The sequence below is a fragment of the Thalassotalea castellviae genome (genome assembly GCF_031846185.1).
In the GTDB taxonomy this organism is placed as follows: domain Bacteria; phylum Pseudomonadota; class Gammaproteobacteria; order Enterobacterales; family Alteromonadaceae; genus Thalassotalea_H; species Thalassotalea_H castellviae.
In genome coordinates, this window is sequence record NZ_JAVRIF010000003.1 from 55,734 (window position 1) to 71,942 (window position 16,209).

Below are 16,209 nucleotides of genomic sequence, written 5' to 3' on the forward strand. Positions count from 1 at the left end.
CTTTGGACGCATTTAAAATTATTGGCGGTAAGCCAATGCAAGGTGAAGTCACCATTTCTGGCGCGAAAAATGCTGCCTTACCCATCCTGATGGCAACATTGCTTTCAGAGACACCGATACACATCACCAATGTACCTCGCCTTAATGATATTGAAACAAGCATAAAATTATTGTCTCAATTAGGTGCAACCGTGACTTGGACTGATGAAAATAGTCTATTGATTGATGCGAGTAAGGTAGATCAGCATAAAGCGTCTTATGAATTAGTCAAAACGATGCGTGCCTCTATATTGGTATTAGGGCCATTGCTAGCAAGGTTTGGTCATGCCGAAGTGTCCTTGCCTGGAGGCTGTGCAATTGGTGCTAGGCCCGTGAACTTACATATTCATGGCTTAAAATTAATGGGGGCTGACATAGAGGTAGAGAACGGTTATATCGTTGCGCGTAATAATGGTCGCTTGCAAGGGGCGAATATTTTTATGGACACTGTCAGTGTGACCGGCACCGAAAACTTAATGATGGCAGCCGCTTTAGCTGAAGGCGTTACGGTTATTGAAAATGCTGCGCGTGAGCCTGAAATTGTTGATTTAGCCAATTGTTTAAACGCTATGGGAGCCAAAGTCTCAGGAGCGGGTACAGATACATTGAGTATAGAAGGTGTGGCCCAATTAAACGGCAGTGAATATAGTGTAATGCCGGACCGAATCGAAACGGGTACTTTTCTGGTGGCTGCGGCAGTAACTCAAGGTAAAGTAAAATGTTTAAATACGGATCCAACAGCCTTAGATGCGGTATTAAGTAAGTTACAAGAGGCCGGTGCAGAAATTACTACCGGTGAAAATTGGATAGAGTTAGCAATGAATAGCAGGCCAAAAGCCGTGAATATTAGAACGGCTCCTCATCCTGCTTTCCCTACCGATATGCAAGCGCAGTTTGTGACTTTAAATGTCATTGCCGAAGGTACAGCTACCACGACAGAAACTATTTTTGAAAACCGTTTTATGCATGTGCCTGAATTACAGCGCATGGGTGCTGATATCACTTTAGAAGGGAACACTGCAATTACCACTGGCGTTGATAGCTTAAATGGAGCCCAAGTTATGGCGACAGATTTAAGAGCTTCGGCGAGTTTAGTGATTGCTGGACTGGTTGCTACAACCGAAACACAAGTTGATCGTATCTATCATATTGATCGGGGTTACCAACATATTGAAGATAAGTTACAAGCTTTAGGGGCAAATATCACCCGCATTAAAGCGAGTTAAGTTTTCAAGAAAACTTATATTTTGGTTCATAAGTGTTTTAGTTTAAGTGTAAAAATAAGCTAGGCATTTGTGATGAAATAGCTAAGCGCTACTATTTTTCGACAGTAGCGCTTTTTACTTTTATCCTGCTGTAAATTTCCCTATTTCTGGTGCTATATTTCCCTTTCAGCTCAACAGGCATTTTTTATAATTTAATTAGGTCGTTTTTCAAGAATTGTCACTTTAATATCAACCGATTTTTTATCACGGTAAATTTTAAAATTCAGTTCTGTACCAGGATTCGTTTCAGCAACAATATCAAGAGCTTGTGTCGTGCTTTCAATTGGGGTATCTGAAATTTGATAAACGATATCGCCAACCTTTAAGCCGGCATTATATGCTGGACTATTCGGTTCTACCGCTGTAATCGTAAAGCCTTTGGCATTTTGGTTATAATTTCTTGAAACGACCCCTAACCAACCTCGTATCACGCGACCATGCTCGATAATTTTTTGCATCACCTTAAAAGCCAACTCATATGGCACCGCAAATGAAATCCCTTGAATGTCTTGATTAGGATTAAGCTCACTGAATTTCAATGAATTTATACCAACTAATACGCCATTTGAATTCACTAATGCACCGCCTGAATTACCTTGGTTTATTGCTGCATCTATTTGTAAAAACTGTAAATAACTCGTATTACTCAGTCCGCTTCTCCCAGTGGCACTAATAATACCTTGAGTAATGGTTTGTCCTAAATTCAGTGGATTGCCAATAGCTAAAACCACATCACCGGCTAACGACTGCTGGTTAATATTTTGTGGGATCACGGGGAGATTACTAGCATCCACTTTTAAAACGGCTAAGTCGGTATAAAGGTCGTAACCTATCACTTCAGCGTGGAACACTTGACCATTTTGTAATAAAACATTTATTAAAGTAGCATTTTGAACAACATGGTAATTCGTTAATAAATAACCATTACTGTCCATAATAACCCCTGAGCCTAACCGGGTTGTTTTACGTTGTGAATGTGCGTAATTTGGGTTTGTCTGAATTTCTTCAGAATAAATATTTACTACGGCAGGGCTTGAGGCTTGCACTGCTTTCGCAAAAGAAATAGCCGGTTGATTTTCATCACTTGACTGAAAGATATTCCACCAGTCATTGTTGCCTTGACGTAATTCAGGAATGAGTAAAAGCATCACAACTGCGATAATTACTCCATAACTTGCTGAGTTTAAGATATATTTTAGTGCGTTTAGTATTTTCAAAATTGTAAGGTTATCGACAAAATATACTGCAGATTAACATAGATTGTTGATAACCAAAAAGTAGAAGTGAGGTTTTTTAGCTTTTTCCTCGTACAAAAGAAAAGCGACTTATTCCCTAAGCCGCTTTTGTTGATGTACCCTTAGTTATAACTAAGAATGATTACATGAATATTACTTATCTGATGCGAATAAATAAGTTGGTATTTCCACGTATAATTTTAAGTAATGAAATACCTTTATTATCTTTTAAGTAATCACGTAGCTCTGCTATGTTGGTAACTCGGTGTCTGTTTACGCCACTGATAATATCACCAGCTCTTAACCCTATCATTGCTGCTGGGGTGTCTGCTTCAACGGCTTTTATTGCTACACCAAACCCTTTACTGTTATTTTCAAGTTCAGCCCCTTCAAGCATTCTATGAATACTGGCAGGTTCAACGTTGGCCGTTTCAGCTTTTTTCAAGACAACTGTATAGGTTTCTTCATCACCATCAGCTTTAATGACACTCAGTTTTACCTCGTTGCCTGCGCCAATCGCCCCTATTTTTCCGCGTAATTCACTAAATGACTTAATGCGTTTACCATTTACTTTGGTGATCACATCACCTGCTTCTATGCCAGCGATTTGTGCAGCAGAGTCTTCCACTACTTGCTCAACGAATGCACCTTGTGCACCTTCTAGCTCCATTGCTTTGGCAAATTCACCGGTAACACTTCGACCTGATACGCCCAATACACCCCGGCGAACTTCGCCAAATTCAATAATTTGGTCAACTAAGCTTTTCACCATATTACTTGGAATGGCAAATCCGATTCCGACATTTCCACCGTTCGGGCCGATAATAGCGGTATTAATACCGATTAACTCACCACGTAAATTAATTAAAGCACCACCAGAGTTACCACTGTTGATTGCTGCATCCGTTTGAATGAAATCTTCAAAATTATCAGCATTTAAACCACTGCGACCTAATGCACTGACGATACCGGATGTGACGGTTTGTCCTAGGCCAAATGGACTACCGATTGCCACCGCGAAGTCACCGACTCTTAATTTATCTGAATCGGCAATAGTGACTGCTGTTAAGTTTTTTGAATCAACTTGAAGTAGGGCAATATCACTACTTTCATCGGCGCCTATTTTTGTTGCTTCAATTTGGCGGCCATCTTTCAGCGTTATTTGTATCTCATCTGCTTCGTTGATGACATGGTTATTTGTGACGATATAACCTTTGTCAGCATCAATGATGACGCCAGAGCCAAGTCCTTGAAAAGGTCTTTCTCGTGTAGGGTTTTGTTGGCGAGGATTGCCGAAGAAAAACTTAAAAGCATCGGGGATATTCCTTTGTTGTACTTCATGTGTACCTCGAACAGAAATAAGCACAACCGCCGGCGTTACTTCTTCTAGCATAGGCGCCAAACTTGGCACTTTTTGGCCACTCACAGAAAAAGGGAGATTAGCTTGAGCAGGTAAACTCGTTAAAGCTAAACTACTGGTAAGTAAAACGCTGCTGATTAAAACTGACATTTTATTCATATGTAAGGACACTCCAAAAAGACATTAATACAAAAAAATATAAATACTCAATTAAAGACGTTAACCTGTGAACTAAGTTCCTAATTTTCAATATTGCTATTTGTAACAGATTGTTTCTTATCAGCAAAAAGCCCGCTTGCTTCACCTGAATAATCGAGTGGCGCTTCCGTGACTTCATTATCGCTTTTACGTTCTTCTTTATTGTGTCGAAGCGCAACAGTTTGAGCTAATTGTTCTTGGGTTTCTTTCGAGAAAAAAGGCATTGCGTCGCTTTCTTTAGGCGTCGCTTTTTGCAATAACTGCGTACTTTGCTCCATTTGCTGCATCGCTTTTTGGCAGGTGTTATTCATTTGCTCTAACAATTCTTTTGAATGATCTAAATGCTCAGCAACATCCACTTTATATTGCGCCAAAGAGGCTTCACTTTGATTTACTTTTTCTGCAAGCTTTTGATTTTCTTGATTAGAAGCAGATAAAAATCTACTTGCAAAAAAGCCTACAGTTGAGCCAACGACAAAAATGATGATTCCAATAACGATATCCATAAGCTTTTTACCTTTTATTTTGTTGCGGAAAATTGTATTCACATTAAAAATTGGTGAAAATAGAGATTAACACACTGCTTTTGTTTTTGCTTGCAGCTAAACGTTTTATCCTATTAGCAAATATGTATGCAAATATGTTTTTTTCAAGCAAAAACAAGCTTAAATAATAGATTATATTCACAGATGATTACGCTTTCCCCACTCGAAAAATATAGAGAAGACCTAAACCGCGATGATTTTCAATATGATGCCGCTCAAGAGAATGCGGTTAAAAATTTACAACGTTTATATGAATGTTTACAAAGTAAGCCACTACCGGTAACGGGTTTTAAAAAAGTTTTCAATCGTTGGAAACGCGTTGTCGCGAAAGCTGAAATTAAGCCTGTTCAAGGCATTTATTTTTGGGGAGGTGTTGGTCGAGGCAAAACTTATTTAGTTGATACTTTTTATGACTGTTTGCCGTTTAAAAATAAAATGCGAGTACATTTTCATCGCTTTATGCACAGGGTTCACCAAGAATTAGAAGGCTTAACTGGGCAATCAGATCCGTTAAAAATTATTGCTAAACGTTTCGCACAAGAAACGTGTATTATTTGTTTCGATGAGTTTTTTGTATCAGACATCACAGATGCCATGATCTTAGGAACCTTGTTTGAAGAATTGTTTGCCCACAATGTAACCTTAGTGGCAACGTCGAATATTATACCTGATGAGCTTTATCGTAATGGCTTGCAACGAGAAAGATTTTTACCCGCCATTAAATTAATTAACCAACATTGTGATGTTATTAATGTTGATAGTGGCGTCGATTATCGATTGAGAACGTTAGAGCAAGCTGAAATTTATCATGCGCCGCTGGATGAAAAAGCCGATGAAAATTTACATCGTTATTTCGATCAACTTTCAATTGAAGTTGGTGTAAACAATAAAGCTATTGAAATAAACAACCGCGAATTAGCCACGATCAAAGCTTCTGATGGTATTGTTTATTTTGAGTTTTCTGAATTGTGCGAGTCAGCTCGAAGCCAAAATGATTATATGGAAATTAGCCGTTTATTCCATACAGTATTAGTTGCTAATGTCACTCAAATGAATGTAGACAGTGATGACGCCGCTAGGAGGTTTATTGCTATGGTTGATGAGTTTTATGAGCGTAAAGTTAAGTTAATTATTTCAGCCGAAGTCGTGATGGAAGAATTATATACGACAGGTGGTTTAGTCTTTGAATTCAAACGTTGTTTGAGTCGTTTACAGGAAATGCAATCTCATGATTATCTTGCTTCGGAGCATTTGCCTTAAACTATAATTCAGTGATTAATTAAAATTTTGTTAAAAAAAACACCGAAACAACGCGGTGTTTTTTTATGCCAATTTTTTACGGGTTACTATATCTTGTGTTTTTGTTTGATTTAGATCGCAATATATAGTGCTTTGGCTTTGCCCCTTTCTTTTTTTCAGTATGATGTTGAAAAAAATGATAACAATTAAAGGGGAGATATATGCCGCTAACTGAAGAAAAACCTACTCACCATACGCTCAATATACAAGCCGCGTCGATTGATATTTGGGATAAAAAGTATCGACTTAAAGATAAACATGGTAATCCTCAAGAAAACACTATTGAAGAAACATTTGCTCGTGTAGCGAAGGCGCTTGCCGATATTGAGACAACGAACCATCAATACTGGTATGAAAAATTTCTTTGGGCATTAAACTCTGGCGCTTATCCTGCTGGTCGGATAATTGCTAATGCCGGAGCCAGTGAATTTAAACCTGCTACCTCTACGATAAATTGTACCGTGTCTGGGACCATCGATGATTCAATGACCGGTATTTTAGGCAAAGTCCATGAATCTGGCCTTACTTTAAAAGCTGGTTGTGGTATTGGCTATGAGTTTTCAACTTTAAGACCAAATGGTGCCTATGTCGCTGGCGCAGGGGCTCGAACATCAGGGCCTATGTCGTTTATGGATATTTTCGATAAAATGTGTTTCACCGTCAGCTCGGCTGGAGGTAGACGTGGCGCGCAAATGGGGGTTTTTGACATCTCTCATCCCGATGTAAAAGACTTTATTTTGGCAAAGCGTGAGCATGGGCGTTTACGACAATTCAATTTATCATTATTGATCACTGACGACTTTATCCAGGCGGTAAAAAATGATGCTGACTGGCCGCTCGTTTTTCCTATTTCACAACAAGCACTCAATACGGAAAATATTGCCCTTTCAGATCAAAGTAAGATCCTCTTTCGTGAGAATTATTTTGAAGACGACTACCTGAAGAAACATGATTATATTCTCAATGAAAATGGTTTAATCGCTTGTAAAATATACGGCCATATTCCAGCACATCGTTTATGGGACATGATCATGAGTAATACGTTTGACTATGCCGAACCGGGATTTTTATTAATCGATCACGCCAATGAATACAATAATAATTGGTTTTGTGAAAAATTACGCGCCAGTAATCCTTGTGGTGAACAGATACTACCTCCCTATGGCGCATGTTTATTAGGATCAATCAATTTAGTTAAGTTTGTTGATAAACCTTTTACTGATGCTGCACAGTTTAATTGGCATACGTTTAAAAACGTCGTACAGGTTTTCACGCGAATGCTAGATAACGTTGTGGAAATTAATGGCCTTCCTTTAGCGCAACAACAACAAGAAATTTTAAATAAACGTCGCCATGGTATGGGGTATTTAGGATTAGGTTCGACGTTAACGCTATTAAAAATTCCTTATAATAGTCAGCAAGCCATTGCTTTTACTGAAGAAGTTTCTAAGGTTATGGCATTGACGGGGTGGCAAGAAGCGTTAAATTTAGCCGAAGAAAAAGGTCCCGCTCCTGTGTTATTACAAACATTTAGTGTTACCAAACAAATGCTGAGTAAACGGCCAGAAATGGTCAAAGATGGATTTAAAGAAGGTGATAAAGTTAAAGGCTCAGTATTACATGCAAAATATAGCCGATATATGCAACGAATCGCCGAAGAAGATCCAGAACTTGTTGAGGCGTTAGCTAAAACGGGGGCGAGGTTTACTCACCATTCATCTATCGCTCCAACAGGAACGTTAGCACTTAGTTTGGGCAATAATGTTTCAAATGGTATTGAGCCAAGTTTTGCCCATGAATATCAGCGTAATATCATCCGAGAAGGAAAAAAATCAAAAGAGTCTGTTCCTGTCTCAAGCTTTGAGCTTTTAGCATACCGACATTGCATGAATGAAAATGCTGAAGTTTATGGTCAAGAAGGTGAAAATAGATTGCCTGATTATTTTACAGCCAGTGAAAATATTACACCGAAAGAGCATGTTGATATTCAATCAGCCGCGCAATATTGGATCGACTCATCCATTTCTAAAACGATAAACGTACCTACCGATATCGATTATCAATCATTTAAAGATGTTTACCTTTATGCACACGAAAAAGGGTTAAAAGGTTGTACAACTTTTCGTTTTAACCCCGAAGTACATCAAGGTGTGTTAGTGAAAGAAACTGATTTAGCCAATGTGCAATACCAATTTACCTTAGCGGATGGCACTACTATCCATGCCGAAGGTAACGAAGAAATAATGTATGACGGCGAAGTGCATACGGCGGCGAATTTACATGATGCCTTAAAAGAAGGGTATTACGGTAAATTATAACGACTTAAAGAAGAGAAAAAACATGCAAGAAATTAATCAAGCTATTACAGCAGCTAAAGTTAACACGCCTGAGGCGCAAGCAAATAATAACGAAGTAGAAACGTCAATCAAATTAAATGAAACGGTTAAACGACCTGAAATGTTAATTGGCTCAACCTATAAAATTAAGCCGCCCATTTCCGAACACGCATTATATATTACGATTAATGATATTTTATTAAATCAACATACCGCGGCAGAAGTGCGACGACCTTTTGAAATATTCGTTAATTCAAAAAATATGGAGTTTTATTCTTGGGTCGTTGCATTAACCCGTGTCATCTCTGCGGTATTTAGAAAAGGCGGCGATTGCACGTTTTTAGTTGAAGAATTGAAAGCAGTATTTGATCCTAAAGGAGGTTACTACCAACGAGGCACAGGTATTTTTATGCCTTCGGTAGTAGCGGATATTGGTTATATCATTGAAACGCATTTAAAAACGTTAGATATGTTGCCAGCCAGTGAGATTGATACCCATCAACAGGCGTATATCCAACAAAAACAAGATGCGGCAGCTGATCAGGCGATTGAAGAACATGGTTTTCCTAGTTCGGCCAGTCAATGTCATAAATGCCATCAAAAAGCCGTTGTACTTTTAGATGGTTGCACAACATGCTTAAACTGTGGAGATTCTAAATGTGGTTAATGAAAAAGTCAGCGTTTTGCGTAATATTACTCTGCTATACAGGGAAATTCAGAAAAACTAAAAAGATTAAAAAATATACGTGATTTATTTTGTTAGCTTCTGTATAATGCGCGCTCCCTGACGTTACAAATGTCTAATATCCCCAAGATACTAGACGATGGACTCGATACTCGAAGGGGTAATGGCGTAGTCTTTTAACTGATAACCATTTTGGTTATTTTTTAGTAACATTTTAATATTGGGTTTTTTAAATGAAAACTTTTGTAGCAAAACCAGAAAGCGTGCAACGCGAATGGTTTCTAGTGGACGCTGAGAATAAAACTCTTGGTCGTATCGCTACCGAAATTGCAACCCGTTTACGCGGTAAGCATAAGCCAGAATATACACCTCACTGTGATACAGGCGATTACATCGTTGTTATCAATGCAGAGAAAGTTAAAGTTACTGGTAATAAAGCGAAAGGTAAAATTTACTACTCGCATACTGAATTCCCTGGTGGTCTTAAGCAAATTAGCTTTGAAAAGTTAATTGAAAAAGCGCCAGAGCGTGTGATTGAATTCGCAGTAAAAGGTATGTTACCTAAAGGTCCTTTAGGTCGTGAAATGTACCGCAAGCTAAAAGTGTATGCTGGTGCTGAGCACAAGCATACTGCACAACAACCACAACTTTTGGAGCTGTAAGCAATGGCTGATAATCAATATTACGGTACTGGTCGTCGCAAGAGCTCAACTGCTCGTGTGTTTATGAAAGCTGGTAACGGTGCAATTACAATTAACAAACGTGACATTTCTGAATATTTCAGTCGTCCAACGGCTCGTATGGTTGTTCGTCAACCATTAGAATTAGTTGAAATGTTAGAAAAGTTTGACTTTAACATCACAGTAGTTGGTGGTGGTATTTCTGGTCAAGCGGGTGCTATCCGTCACGGTATTACTCGTGCATTAATGGAGTTTGACGAATCATTACGTAGCGGTTTACGTGCTGCTGGTTTCGTTACTCGTGATGCTCGTAAAGTTGAACGTAAGAAAGTTGGTTTACATAAGGCTCGTAAAAAGCCACAATTTTCAAAACGTTAATCTTTATATATACGTTATTAAAAAAACCGACTTTTGTCGGTTTTTTTTTGCCTGAAATTCACTGATTTTTTTATTAATACTAAGAAGGACTTAAAATAAATATTTGGGTTAAGCGCTTACATGGTTTGAGTTTTAAGATAACTAAGCTAAGGTTAGATTATGAAAATTAATCTCACCAAACACTTAATCTCAAAGCAGATATTGCTATTGGGAGAACCTAAATGAAGCATCGTTTAAGTTTCGGATATTTCAAAATTCTCACAGATAATATACTTGAAGTTGTGGCTGATGAAGGGGTTGAAATGACCTTAGAGATGATCGAAGAATGTCATCGATTTGTCGAAGCACACTTTAAAGATGACTTTGGTATGTTAGTGAATCGCGTGAACAATTACACGTATTCTTTTGAAGCAAAGTTAAGTATTGCATCTTATGAGTATTTAAAAGCGATAGCATTTGTATATTACTCATCTGATAGTCAGAAAATTACGGAAGAATTGTATCAATTACGAGCGCTTGATGGTTGGAATTTTCGGTCATTTTCTGGCTTAGAGCTTGGTTGGCAGCAAGCGTTTGATTGGTTGCAACAAGAGCTTATCAGCGTCAAAGTGAATTAACATTTTTACATGAATTTTCTGCTTTAAAAAGAAAAGCTGCTATTTGTTAAATAGCAGCTTTTTATCTTAAAAATCAGATTTTTATAGTTGAGCAAAACAACGGTCGGCAGCCGCTAACGTTTCTTCAAGTAACGCATCAGTATGCGCGGTTGATAAAAAGCTTGCTTCAAAAGCTGAAGGCGCAAGGTATACACCTTCTTCGAGCATAAGGTGAAAAAAGCGTTTAAATTTTTCGCCATCACAGGCGGTTGCTTGAGCAAAACTGGTGATTTTTTCTTCTTCAGTGAAAAAGAACCCAAACATAGCGCCAACATAATTAATTGAAAGTGAAACGCCATTACGTTCAGCTGCGGCTTGAAAACCCATGGCTAGTTTTTCTGTTGCTTGGGCAAGTTGTTGGTGTTTATCCCCTTGGCAAAGCTCATTTAAAGAAGCTAAACCAGCCGCCATTGCTATTGGGTTACCAGATAAAGTGCCTGCTTGATAAACAGGACCAACAGGAGCAATGTAATCCATTATTTCTTGTTTACCACCAAAGGCACCAACAGGCATACCGCCGCCAATTACTTTACCTAAGGTTGTTAAATCTGGTTTTATATTATAATGAGCTTGTGCTCCGCCTAATGCGACTCGAAAACCCGTCATCACTTCATCAAAAATTAGTACGGATTTATATTGATCACATACTTCTCTTAAACCTTCTAAAAATCCTTCAATCGGAAGGATACAGTTCATGTTTCCAGCCACTGGCTCAACGATAATACAAGCAATTTCATCACCAAGCTCTTCGAAAACCTGCTTAACTTCTTCAATGTTGTTATAACTTACCGTTAAAGTGTGTTTAGCAAAATCTTCTGGGATCCCAGGTGAATTTGGTACGCCCATAGTTAACGCGCCAGAACCTGCTTTTACTAATAAAGAATCTGCATGACCATGATAACAACCCTCAAATTTTAAGATTTTATCTCGACCTGTATAGCCACGAGCTAAACGAATAGCACTCATAGTCGCTTCAGTTCCTGAGCTCACCATGCGTAATTTTTCCATCGACGGTACGATTTCTCGCACTTTTTCAGCCATGGTAATTTCAAGTGCAGTTGGCGCACCAAAACTTAGGCCGTTTTGAGCGGTTTCAATCACAGCGGCTAAAATTGCTGGATGATTATGACCTAATATCATCGGGCCCCATGAGCCAACATAATCTATGTATGCTTTATCATTTTCGTCATACACATAGGCGCCATTTGCACGTTTGATAAAACACGGCGTACCACCTACGCCATTAAATGCTCGAACAGGTGAGTTAACACCACCTGGAATAATTTCTTGAGCATGGTTAAAAAGTTGTTGAGATTTATTCATTATTTTTGCCTTACTTAATTTTTATACGCGCCTAAAAAGCTCATTGTATTTTGAGGGCAGCCTAAGCGTTTTTATTACTGTGCCAAGTGATGGGTTTTTCGTACTGAGTTAATTTATCCTCAACCCCTAGCGTTAATGCAAATAATGCCATTCTAACCAATACGCCATTTTGCGCTTGCCTGAAAATAGCTAAATTATCTAAGTCGTTTAAATCGGTATCTAACTCATTTGCTTCTGGACGAGAATCGCGTGGTAAAGGATGCATGATCACCGTATGATCTTTACAATATTGGCGATATATTTCTTTGTTCAAACTAAAGTGGCCACGATACAAGTCGGCTTCATCGGGACTGGCAAAACGTTCTTGTTGAATACGGGTTTGATAAATAACATCACAGGCTAAATTCCCTTCAATGCTATCGGTTAAGGTAACTTTATGGCCTGCATTCTCTAAGGTTGAAATCACATTGTCGGGCATTTGTAGATCATTAGGTGCGATCATCGTGATATTAACGTCATTGTATAAACTTAACAATTTCGACAATGAATGAACGGTTCTGCCATGTTTTAAATCGCCCATAAGTGTGATGTTAATACCATCTAAAGTTTTACCGTGCGGCGACATTTCCGATTGGATGGTAAACAAGTCTAATAGGGCTTGAGTCGGGTGTTCGTTCGCGCCATCGCCGCCATTAATTACCGGGACATTACTGCCTTGTGAAAATTCACTGACAGAATGCATTTTCGGATGACGCATCGCAATAACATCAGAATATCCGCTGATCACTCTTGCGGTATCAAAAAGTGATTCACCTTTACTTAATGACGAGTTTTCTTCTCCAACGGTTTCTCGAACAAAACCACCTAACAAATTAAATGCGGCACCAAAACTGACTCTAGTACGGGTACTCGGTTCAAAAAACAAGTTATTTAAAATAGCTCCCTCTAAAACATGACAACGCTTTTGACGCATTGCATAAGGAGCCATCTGGGCTGAAACAGATAAAATTTTTGAAATGGCTTCACGATCAAATTGTGAAACAGAGAGAATATGGCTACCTTGAAAGGTCATCATGGCTTATGTACCTGTACTATATTTTTTGAATAGCGATAAAAGAATATTCATTCAGCTATTACTATTTATTTGCGCGGTAATATAGCACATTTGAAAATTTATTAGCACGCGAACTCATTTAAAAAGGTTTGAGATATACTAAAAAAATTACTGCAAATAAGATAAGTACAGGGACTTCATTGAAAATACGGTAAAACTTTCCAGAACGCGTGTTTTTATCTTCTTTAAAGGTTTTGAGTAATTTAAAGCAATAACCATGATAAATTAATAGTCCGATCACTAAGCTTATTTTTATATGTAACCATTTAGCGGCAACAAACCATTGATAACCATATTGATAAATCAGTGCGATGCCAAAAATGACCGTTAAAAATGCAAAAGGCGTTACGAAATACAATAAGCGCTTTTCCATCCCTTTTAAATGCTCAATCACTTTTGGTTCATCACATTCAGCATGGTTAACAAAAAGGCGCGGTAAATAAAAAATACCCGCAAACCATGCAACCATAAAACTTACATGCAATGCTTTGAGCCAGAAGATTGTCATAGGGCTGTTTTTCCTTCTAATAAATAACGCCTAATTTGTTCAAAAGATACAATACCTAAAATATTATCTTTACTGTTTTGATAAATATATACCCCGCCTATCCTATCATCGACAAGCGCAAGGTAAGCTTCAGCTAACGTTGATTGAAAATCTAAAGGGATAAGTTTGTGTGCGACAATATTCCCGCTTGCGATAAATTCAACAGTATCTTCATTAATATCTTGTGGGGGATTTTCTAAAGGCGGGACAAACTCATGCCAAGTAAAGACAGGCTCAGAGGAACTTTCTTTACTTATTACCAGTTTTTTACCTTTTGTTGTTTTGAACGTTTCTAAGGCGAGGTCTGGTGATGATTCAGAAATCAAAGTAAAATTTTCTTGCATCACGCCTAATACACCAATGCGCTGCAATGATTTTTCAATCGGAGGCTTACGATATAAGAGATTTTGTACTTCAAGCTGCATAATTATAATGGAACGATTTTTTAAAAACTGCCCTGAAACTACACAAGCCGATGTAATTGCGATCATCGCAGGTATTACTATTTCAATTTGATTTGACAACTCAACCACGGCAAGTAAGGCGGCAAGTGGAGCATTGAGTGTTGCCGCTAAAAAACCCGCCATGCCCATTAATGCATAATCGGTGGCAATATGTTGACCGGGTAAATATGTCATGGCGATCGTTGAAGCACACGTACCTGCAATAGCACCAATGCCTAAAATAGGACCAATAATACCACCAGGAATGCCTAATCCTAAGGCGGTAACTGTCATAATTATCTTGGCAATTAATAACCCGAGTAGTAATTGAAAATGTTGCTCATATTGGAGAGAAAAATTAACAGCGCTGATATCGGTTCCCATAGCATAAGGGATGAAGAAACCTAAACCTCCGGTGATAAAGGCAGCTAATAATAATCTAGGAACGATATGGTAATTACTTGAATATTTGACTAATAAAGTTAAATACCGATTAAAAATAAACGCTAAAACCCCAAGTGCCATGCCTAAAATAATAATAAATGGGTAATGACTGATAGTTAACTCTATTTTATTGAAATAATCTAAATTGTGGGCAGGACCAAAAAAGTTTTGAGTAATCAACGACCCCACAATTGCAGCAATCATTACAGGAATAAAAATATGAACCTTATATTCGCGTAATATGACTTCCATCACGAAGATAACCGCAGCTATGGGAGTATTAAAGCTCGCAGAGATGCCGGCTGCAATACCACAAGCACACAAGGTTCGGGTGGTATTAAAAGATAATTTTAATAAACTGCCAAGATAGCTACTACAGGCTGCACCTAAATGAACCGCGGGTCCTTCACGCCCAACAGAAAATCCAGATGCTAAAGCAATCACAGTTCCAACAAACTGATGAATGGTATTTCTTAAAGGAATAATACCATGAGCGACTTTTAACCGGTGTAAAACAAAGGGGATGCCGGTTCTTAAATAACGATAACTGGTAATCCTCGAAAAGATAATAATGAGTATTGCGCCAATAATCGGTAAATCAAAACGACTTACCATATCTAAACTGGTATAATCGTCTAATTGGTTCAGATAAAATTGTTGTAAACCTTTAATACTTAAAGTAAACAAGATAACCAGCAGTGCGGAAAATGCCCCACCAATAGCCGCAAGCAAGCATAATTGCCATGATGTTCTAGGCAAAGATAAATGTTTTCTTAACGGGGTTAATGAGATCATATTAGGCTTAATTATTTATAGTTAAAGTCAAATATCAGTTTTTTATTTTATGGATATCATAATACGTTACAAATGAGTTGGTTAGCAAAAATAAATCTGAATACTGTCGTACTTCGGTTAGGCACCTTTCGATCGGCAATTTTACTCTTGGCGTTAATCACGACATGTTTATTTTGTGGTTATCGTATGGGGAACTTTTTTCATGCCTATCAAGAGCAAACGCTAGAGCAACAAAAACAACGTTTAGATAACTTATATCGAAAACAAAGTGAACAAACGCGCCGGATAAATACGTTAGAAGTAGAATTAGAAGTTGAGCGTTTAGCAAATCAAAAATCTCAAAAACTGTTAAAAGAAATGGAAGCGCAACATTATCAAGTAAAAAAAGAACTGGCGTTTTATGAAAAAGTTATGGCGCCAGAGAAGCAGGCAGACGGGGTTGTGATTGATAATATAGTGATTTCCGCGACAGCTAGCCCGCATCATTATCGTTTTCAAGTGACCTTAGTACAGCAAAAAGTAAAAAAACGTTATGCGAAAGGTCATGTTGAGCTTAACTTTGTTGGCAGTTTAGATAATAAACCATATAAAATTAATGTGAATAAAATGGCTGAATTATCTAAGAAGCAGTTGTCATTTAATTTTCAATATTTTCAAATGATTCAAGGGGAGTTTACGTTTCCTGAGAATTTTAAGCCGGAAAAACTAACCTTATCTGCCATAATGCCTAAAAGTAGGTGGCAGAGTTATCAACGTGTTGACGAAAGTTACCCCTGGCAAACAGTTCTTGAAAATATTCCACAAACACCATTACTAATACTTGATTAAATTAATCAAGTTTAAGATAATTACCCCCTATATATAAAG

At 38.0% G+C, this 16,209-nt stretch carries 15 protein-coding genes; 8 read left to right on the forward strand and 7 right to left on the reverse strand.

The genetic code is table 11. The features are described from left to right. Positions 1-2: 2 nt before the first annotated feature. Positions 3-1,265: a UDP-N-acetylglucosamine 1-carboxyvinyltransferase gene (murA, locus tag RM573_RS06615; protein ID WP_311579127.1), complete on the forward strand. Its 1,263-nt coding sequence runs from the start codon at positions 3-5 to the stop codon at positions 1,263-1,265. A gap of 191 nt (positions 1,266-1,456) precedes the next feature. Here murA and RM573_RS06620 read toward each other — a convergent pair whose 3' ends face one another. From RM573_RS06620 to RM573_RS06630, 3 genes are all read right to left on the reverse strand, one after another. Further along, positions 1,457-2,452, reverse strand: a complete 996-nt coding sequence (locus RM573_RS06620; RefSeq protein WP_311580328.1) for a trypsin-like peptidase domain-containing protein — start codon at positions 2,450-2,452, stop codon at positions 1,457-1,459. A gap of 244 nt (positions 2,453-2,696) precedes the next feature. Further along, complete coding sequence (locus tag RM573_RS06625; protein WP_311579129.1) at positions 2,697-4,058, reverse strand: Do family serine endopeptidase; 1,362 nt, start codon at positions 4,056-4,058, stop codon at positions 2,697-2,699. A gap of 80 nt (positions 4,059-4,138) precedes the next feature. Further along, complete coding sequence (locus tag RM573_RS06630; protein ID WP_311579132.1) at positions 4,139-4,603, reverse strand: Z-ring associated ZapG family protein; 465 nt, start codon at positions 4,601-4,603, stop codon at positions 4,139-4,141. A gap of 183 nt (positions 4,604-4,786) precedes the next feature. On the opposite strand from RM573_RS06630, the gene zapE reads away from it, so the two are divergent. The 6 genes from zapE (at position 4,787) to RM573_RS06660 (ending at position 10,637) form a co-directional block, all read left to right on the forward strand. Further along, positions 4,787-5,902, forward strand: coding sequence for a cell division protein ZapE (gene zapE / locus RM573_RS06635; protein ID WP_311580331.1), 1,116 nt, complete (start codon positions 4,787-4,789; stop codon positions 5,900-5,902). 200 nt (positions 5,903-6,102) lie between these two features. Continuing rightward, on the forward strand, positions 6,103-8,259 hold the full coding sequence (locus tag RM573_RS06640; protein ID WP_311579134.1) for an adenosylcobalamin-dependent ribonucleoside-diphosphate reductase: 2,157 nt from the start codon (positions 6,103-6,105) through the stop codon (positions 8,257-8,259). A 22-nt stretch (positions 8,260-8,281) separates the two neighbouring features. Further along, positions 8,282-8,944 carry a TSCPD domain-containing protein gene (locus RM573_RS06645; RefSeq protein ID WP_311579137.1) on the forward strand — a complete coding sequence of 221 codons (663 nt, stop codon included), beginning with the start codon at positions 8,282-8,284 and terminating at the stop codon, positions 8,942-8,944. A gap of 251 nt (positions 8,945-9,195) precedes the next feature. Continuing rightward, complete coding sequence (gene rplM / locus RM573_RS06650) at positions 9,196-9,624, forward strand: 50S ribosomal protein L13 (protein WP_311579139.1); 429 nt, start codon at positions 9,196-9,198, stop codon at positions 9,622-9,624. 3 nt (positions 9,625-9,627) lie between these two features. Further along, positions 9,628-10,020 (forward strand): 30S ribosomal protein S9, encoded by a 393-nt coding sequence (rpsI, locus tag RM573_RS06655; protein WP_303449351.1) that lies wholly within the window; start codon positions 9,628-9,630, stop codon positions 10,018-10,020. A 221-nt stretch (positions 10,021-10,241) separates the two neighbouring features. Then, positions 10,242-10,637: a hypothetical protein gene (locus tag RM573_RS06660; RefSeq protein WP_311579142.1), complete on the forward strand. Its 396-nt coding sequence runs from the start codon at positions 10,242-10,244 to the stop codon at positions 10,635-10,637. A gap of 81 nt (positions 10,638-10,718) precedes the next feature. Here RM573_RS06660 and hemL read toward each other — a convergent pair whose 3' ends face one another. The 4 genes from hemL to RM573_RS06680 form a co-directional block, all read right to left on the reverse strand. Continuing rightward, positions 10,719-11,999, reverse strand: coding sequence for a glutamate-1-semialdehyde 2,1-aminomutase (gene hemL / locus RM573_RS06665; protein ID WP_311579145.1), 1,281 nt, complete (start codon positions 11,997-11,999; stop codon positions 10,719-10,721). A gap of 61 nt (positions 12,000-12,060) precedes the next feature. Beyond that, positions 12,061-13,074 (reverse strand): aspartate carbamoyltransferase, encoded by a 1,014-nt coding sequence (locus RM573_RS06670; protein WP_311579148.1) that lies wholly within the window; start codon positions 13,072-13,074, stop codon positions 12,061-12,063. A 118-nt stretch (positions 13,075-13,192) separates the two neighbouring features. Then, the gene (locus RM573_RS06675) at positions 13,193-13,621 is read right to left on the reverse strand and encodes a CopD family protein (RefSeq protein ID WP_311579151.1); all 429 of its coding nucleotides are present in this window, start codon (positions 13,619-13,621) and stop codon (positions 13,193-13,195) included. Then, positions 13,618-15,342 carry a chloride channel protein gene (locus RM573_RS06680; RefSeq protein ID WP_311579154.1) on the reverse strand — a complete coding sequence of 575 codons (1,725 nt, stop codon included), beginning with the start codon at positions 15,340-15,342 and terminating at the stop codon, positions 13,618-13,620. Before RM573_RS06680 ends, RM573_RS06675 begins: the two co-directional genes overlap by 4 nt. A gap of 72 nt (positions 15,343-15,414) precedes the next feature. Between RM573_RS06680 and RM573_RS06685 the strand changes: the two genes are divergently transcribed. Continuing rightward, positions 15,415-16,170 (forward strand): DUF6776 family protein, encoded by a 756-nt coding sequence (locus tag RM573_RS06685; protein ID WP_311579157.1) that lies wholly within the window; start codon positions 15,415-15,417, stop codon positions 16,168-16,170. Positions 16,171-16,209 lie beyond the last annotated feature (39 nt).

What these genes read in the sequence shown, in the direction of transcription:
- rpsI (WP_303449351.1), top strand. Translation starts at nt 9,628, where the DNA reads ATGGCTGATAATCAATATTACGGTACTGGTCGTCGCAAGAGCTCAACT.
- hemL (WP_311579145.1), bottom strand. Translation starts at nt 11,999, where the DNA reads ATGAATAAATCTCAACAACTTTTTAACCATGCTCAAGAAATTATTCCA.
- RM573_RS06620 (WP_311580328.1), bottom strand. Translation starts at nt 2,452, where the DNA reads ATGCTTTTACTCATTCCTGAATTACGTCAAGGCAACAATGACTGGTGG.
- RM573_RS06670 (WP_311579148.1), bottom strand. Translation starts at nt 13,074, where the DNA reads ATGATGACCTTTCAAGGTAGCCATATTCTCTCTGTTTCACAATTTGAT.
- RM573_RS06625 (WP_311579129.1), bottom strand. Translation starts at nt 4,058, where the DNA reads ATGAATAAAATGTCAGTTTTAATCAGCAGCGTTTTACTTACCAGTAGT.
- zapE (WP_311580331.1), top strand. Translation starts at nt 4,787, where the DNA reads ATGATTACGCTTTCCCCACTCGAAAAATATAGAGAAGACCTAAACCGC.
- rplM (WP_311579139.1), top strand. Translation starts at nt 9,196, where the DNA reads ATGAAAACTTTTGTAGCAAAACCAGAAAGCGTGCAACGCGAATGGTTT.
- RM573_RS06645 (WP_311579137.1), top strand. Translation starts at nt 8,282, where the DNA reads ATGCAAGAAATTAATCAAGCTATTACAGCAGCTAAAGTTAACACGCCT.
- RM573_RS06660 (WP_311579142.1), top strand. Translation starts at nt 10,242, where the DNA reads ATGAAGCATCGTTTAAGTTTCGGATATTTCAAAATTCTCACAGATAAT.
- RM573_RS06640 (WP_311579134.1), top strand. Translation starts at nt 6,103, where the DNA reads ATGCCGCTAACTGAAGAAAAACCTACTCACCATACGCTCAATATACAA.
- RM573_RS06680 (WP_311579154.1), bottom strand. Translation starts at nt 15,342, where the DNA reads ATGATCTCATTAACCCCGTTAAGAAAACATTTATCTTTGCCTAGAACA.
- RM573_RS06630 (WP_311579132.1), bottom strand. Translation starts at nt 4,603, where the DNA reads ATGGATATCGTTATTGGAATCATCATTTTTGTCGTTGGCTCAACTGTA.
- RM573_RS06685 (WP_311579157.1), top strand. Translation starts at nt 15,415, where the DNA reads ATGAGTTGGTTAGCAAAAATAAATCTGAATACTGTCGTACTTCGGTTA.
- RM573_RS06675 (WP_311579151.1), bottom strand. Translation starts at nt 13,621, where the DNA reads ATGACAATCTTCTGGCTCAAAGCATTGCATGTAAGTTTTATGGTTGCA.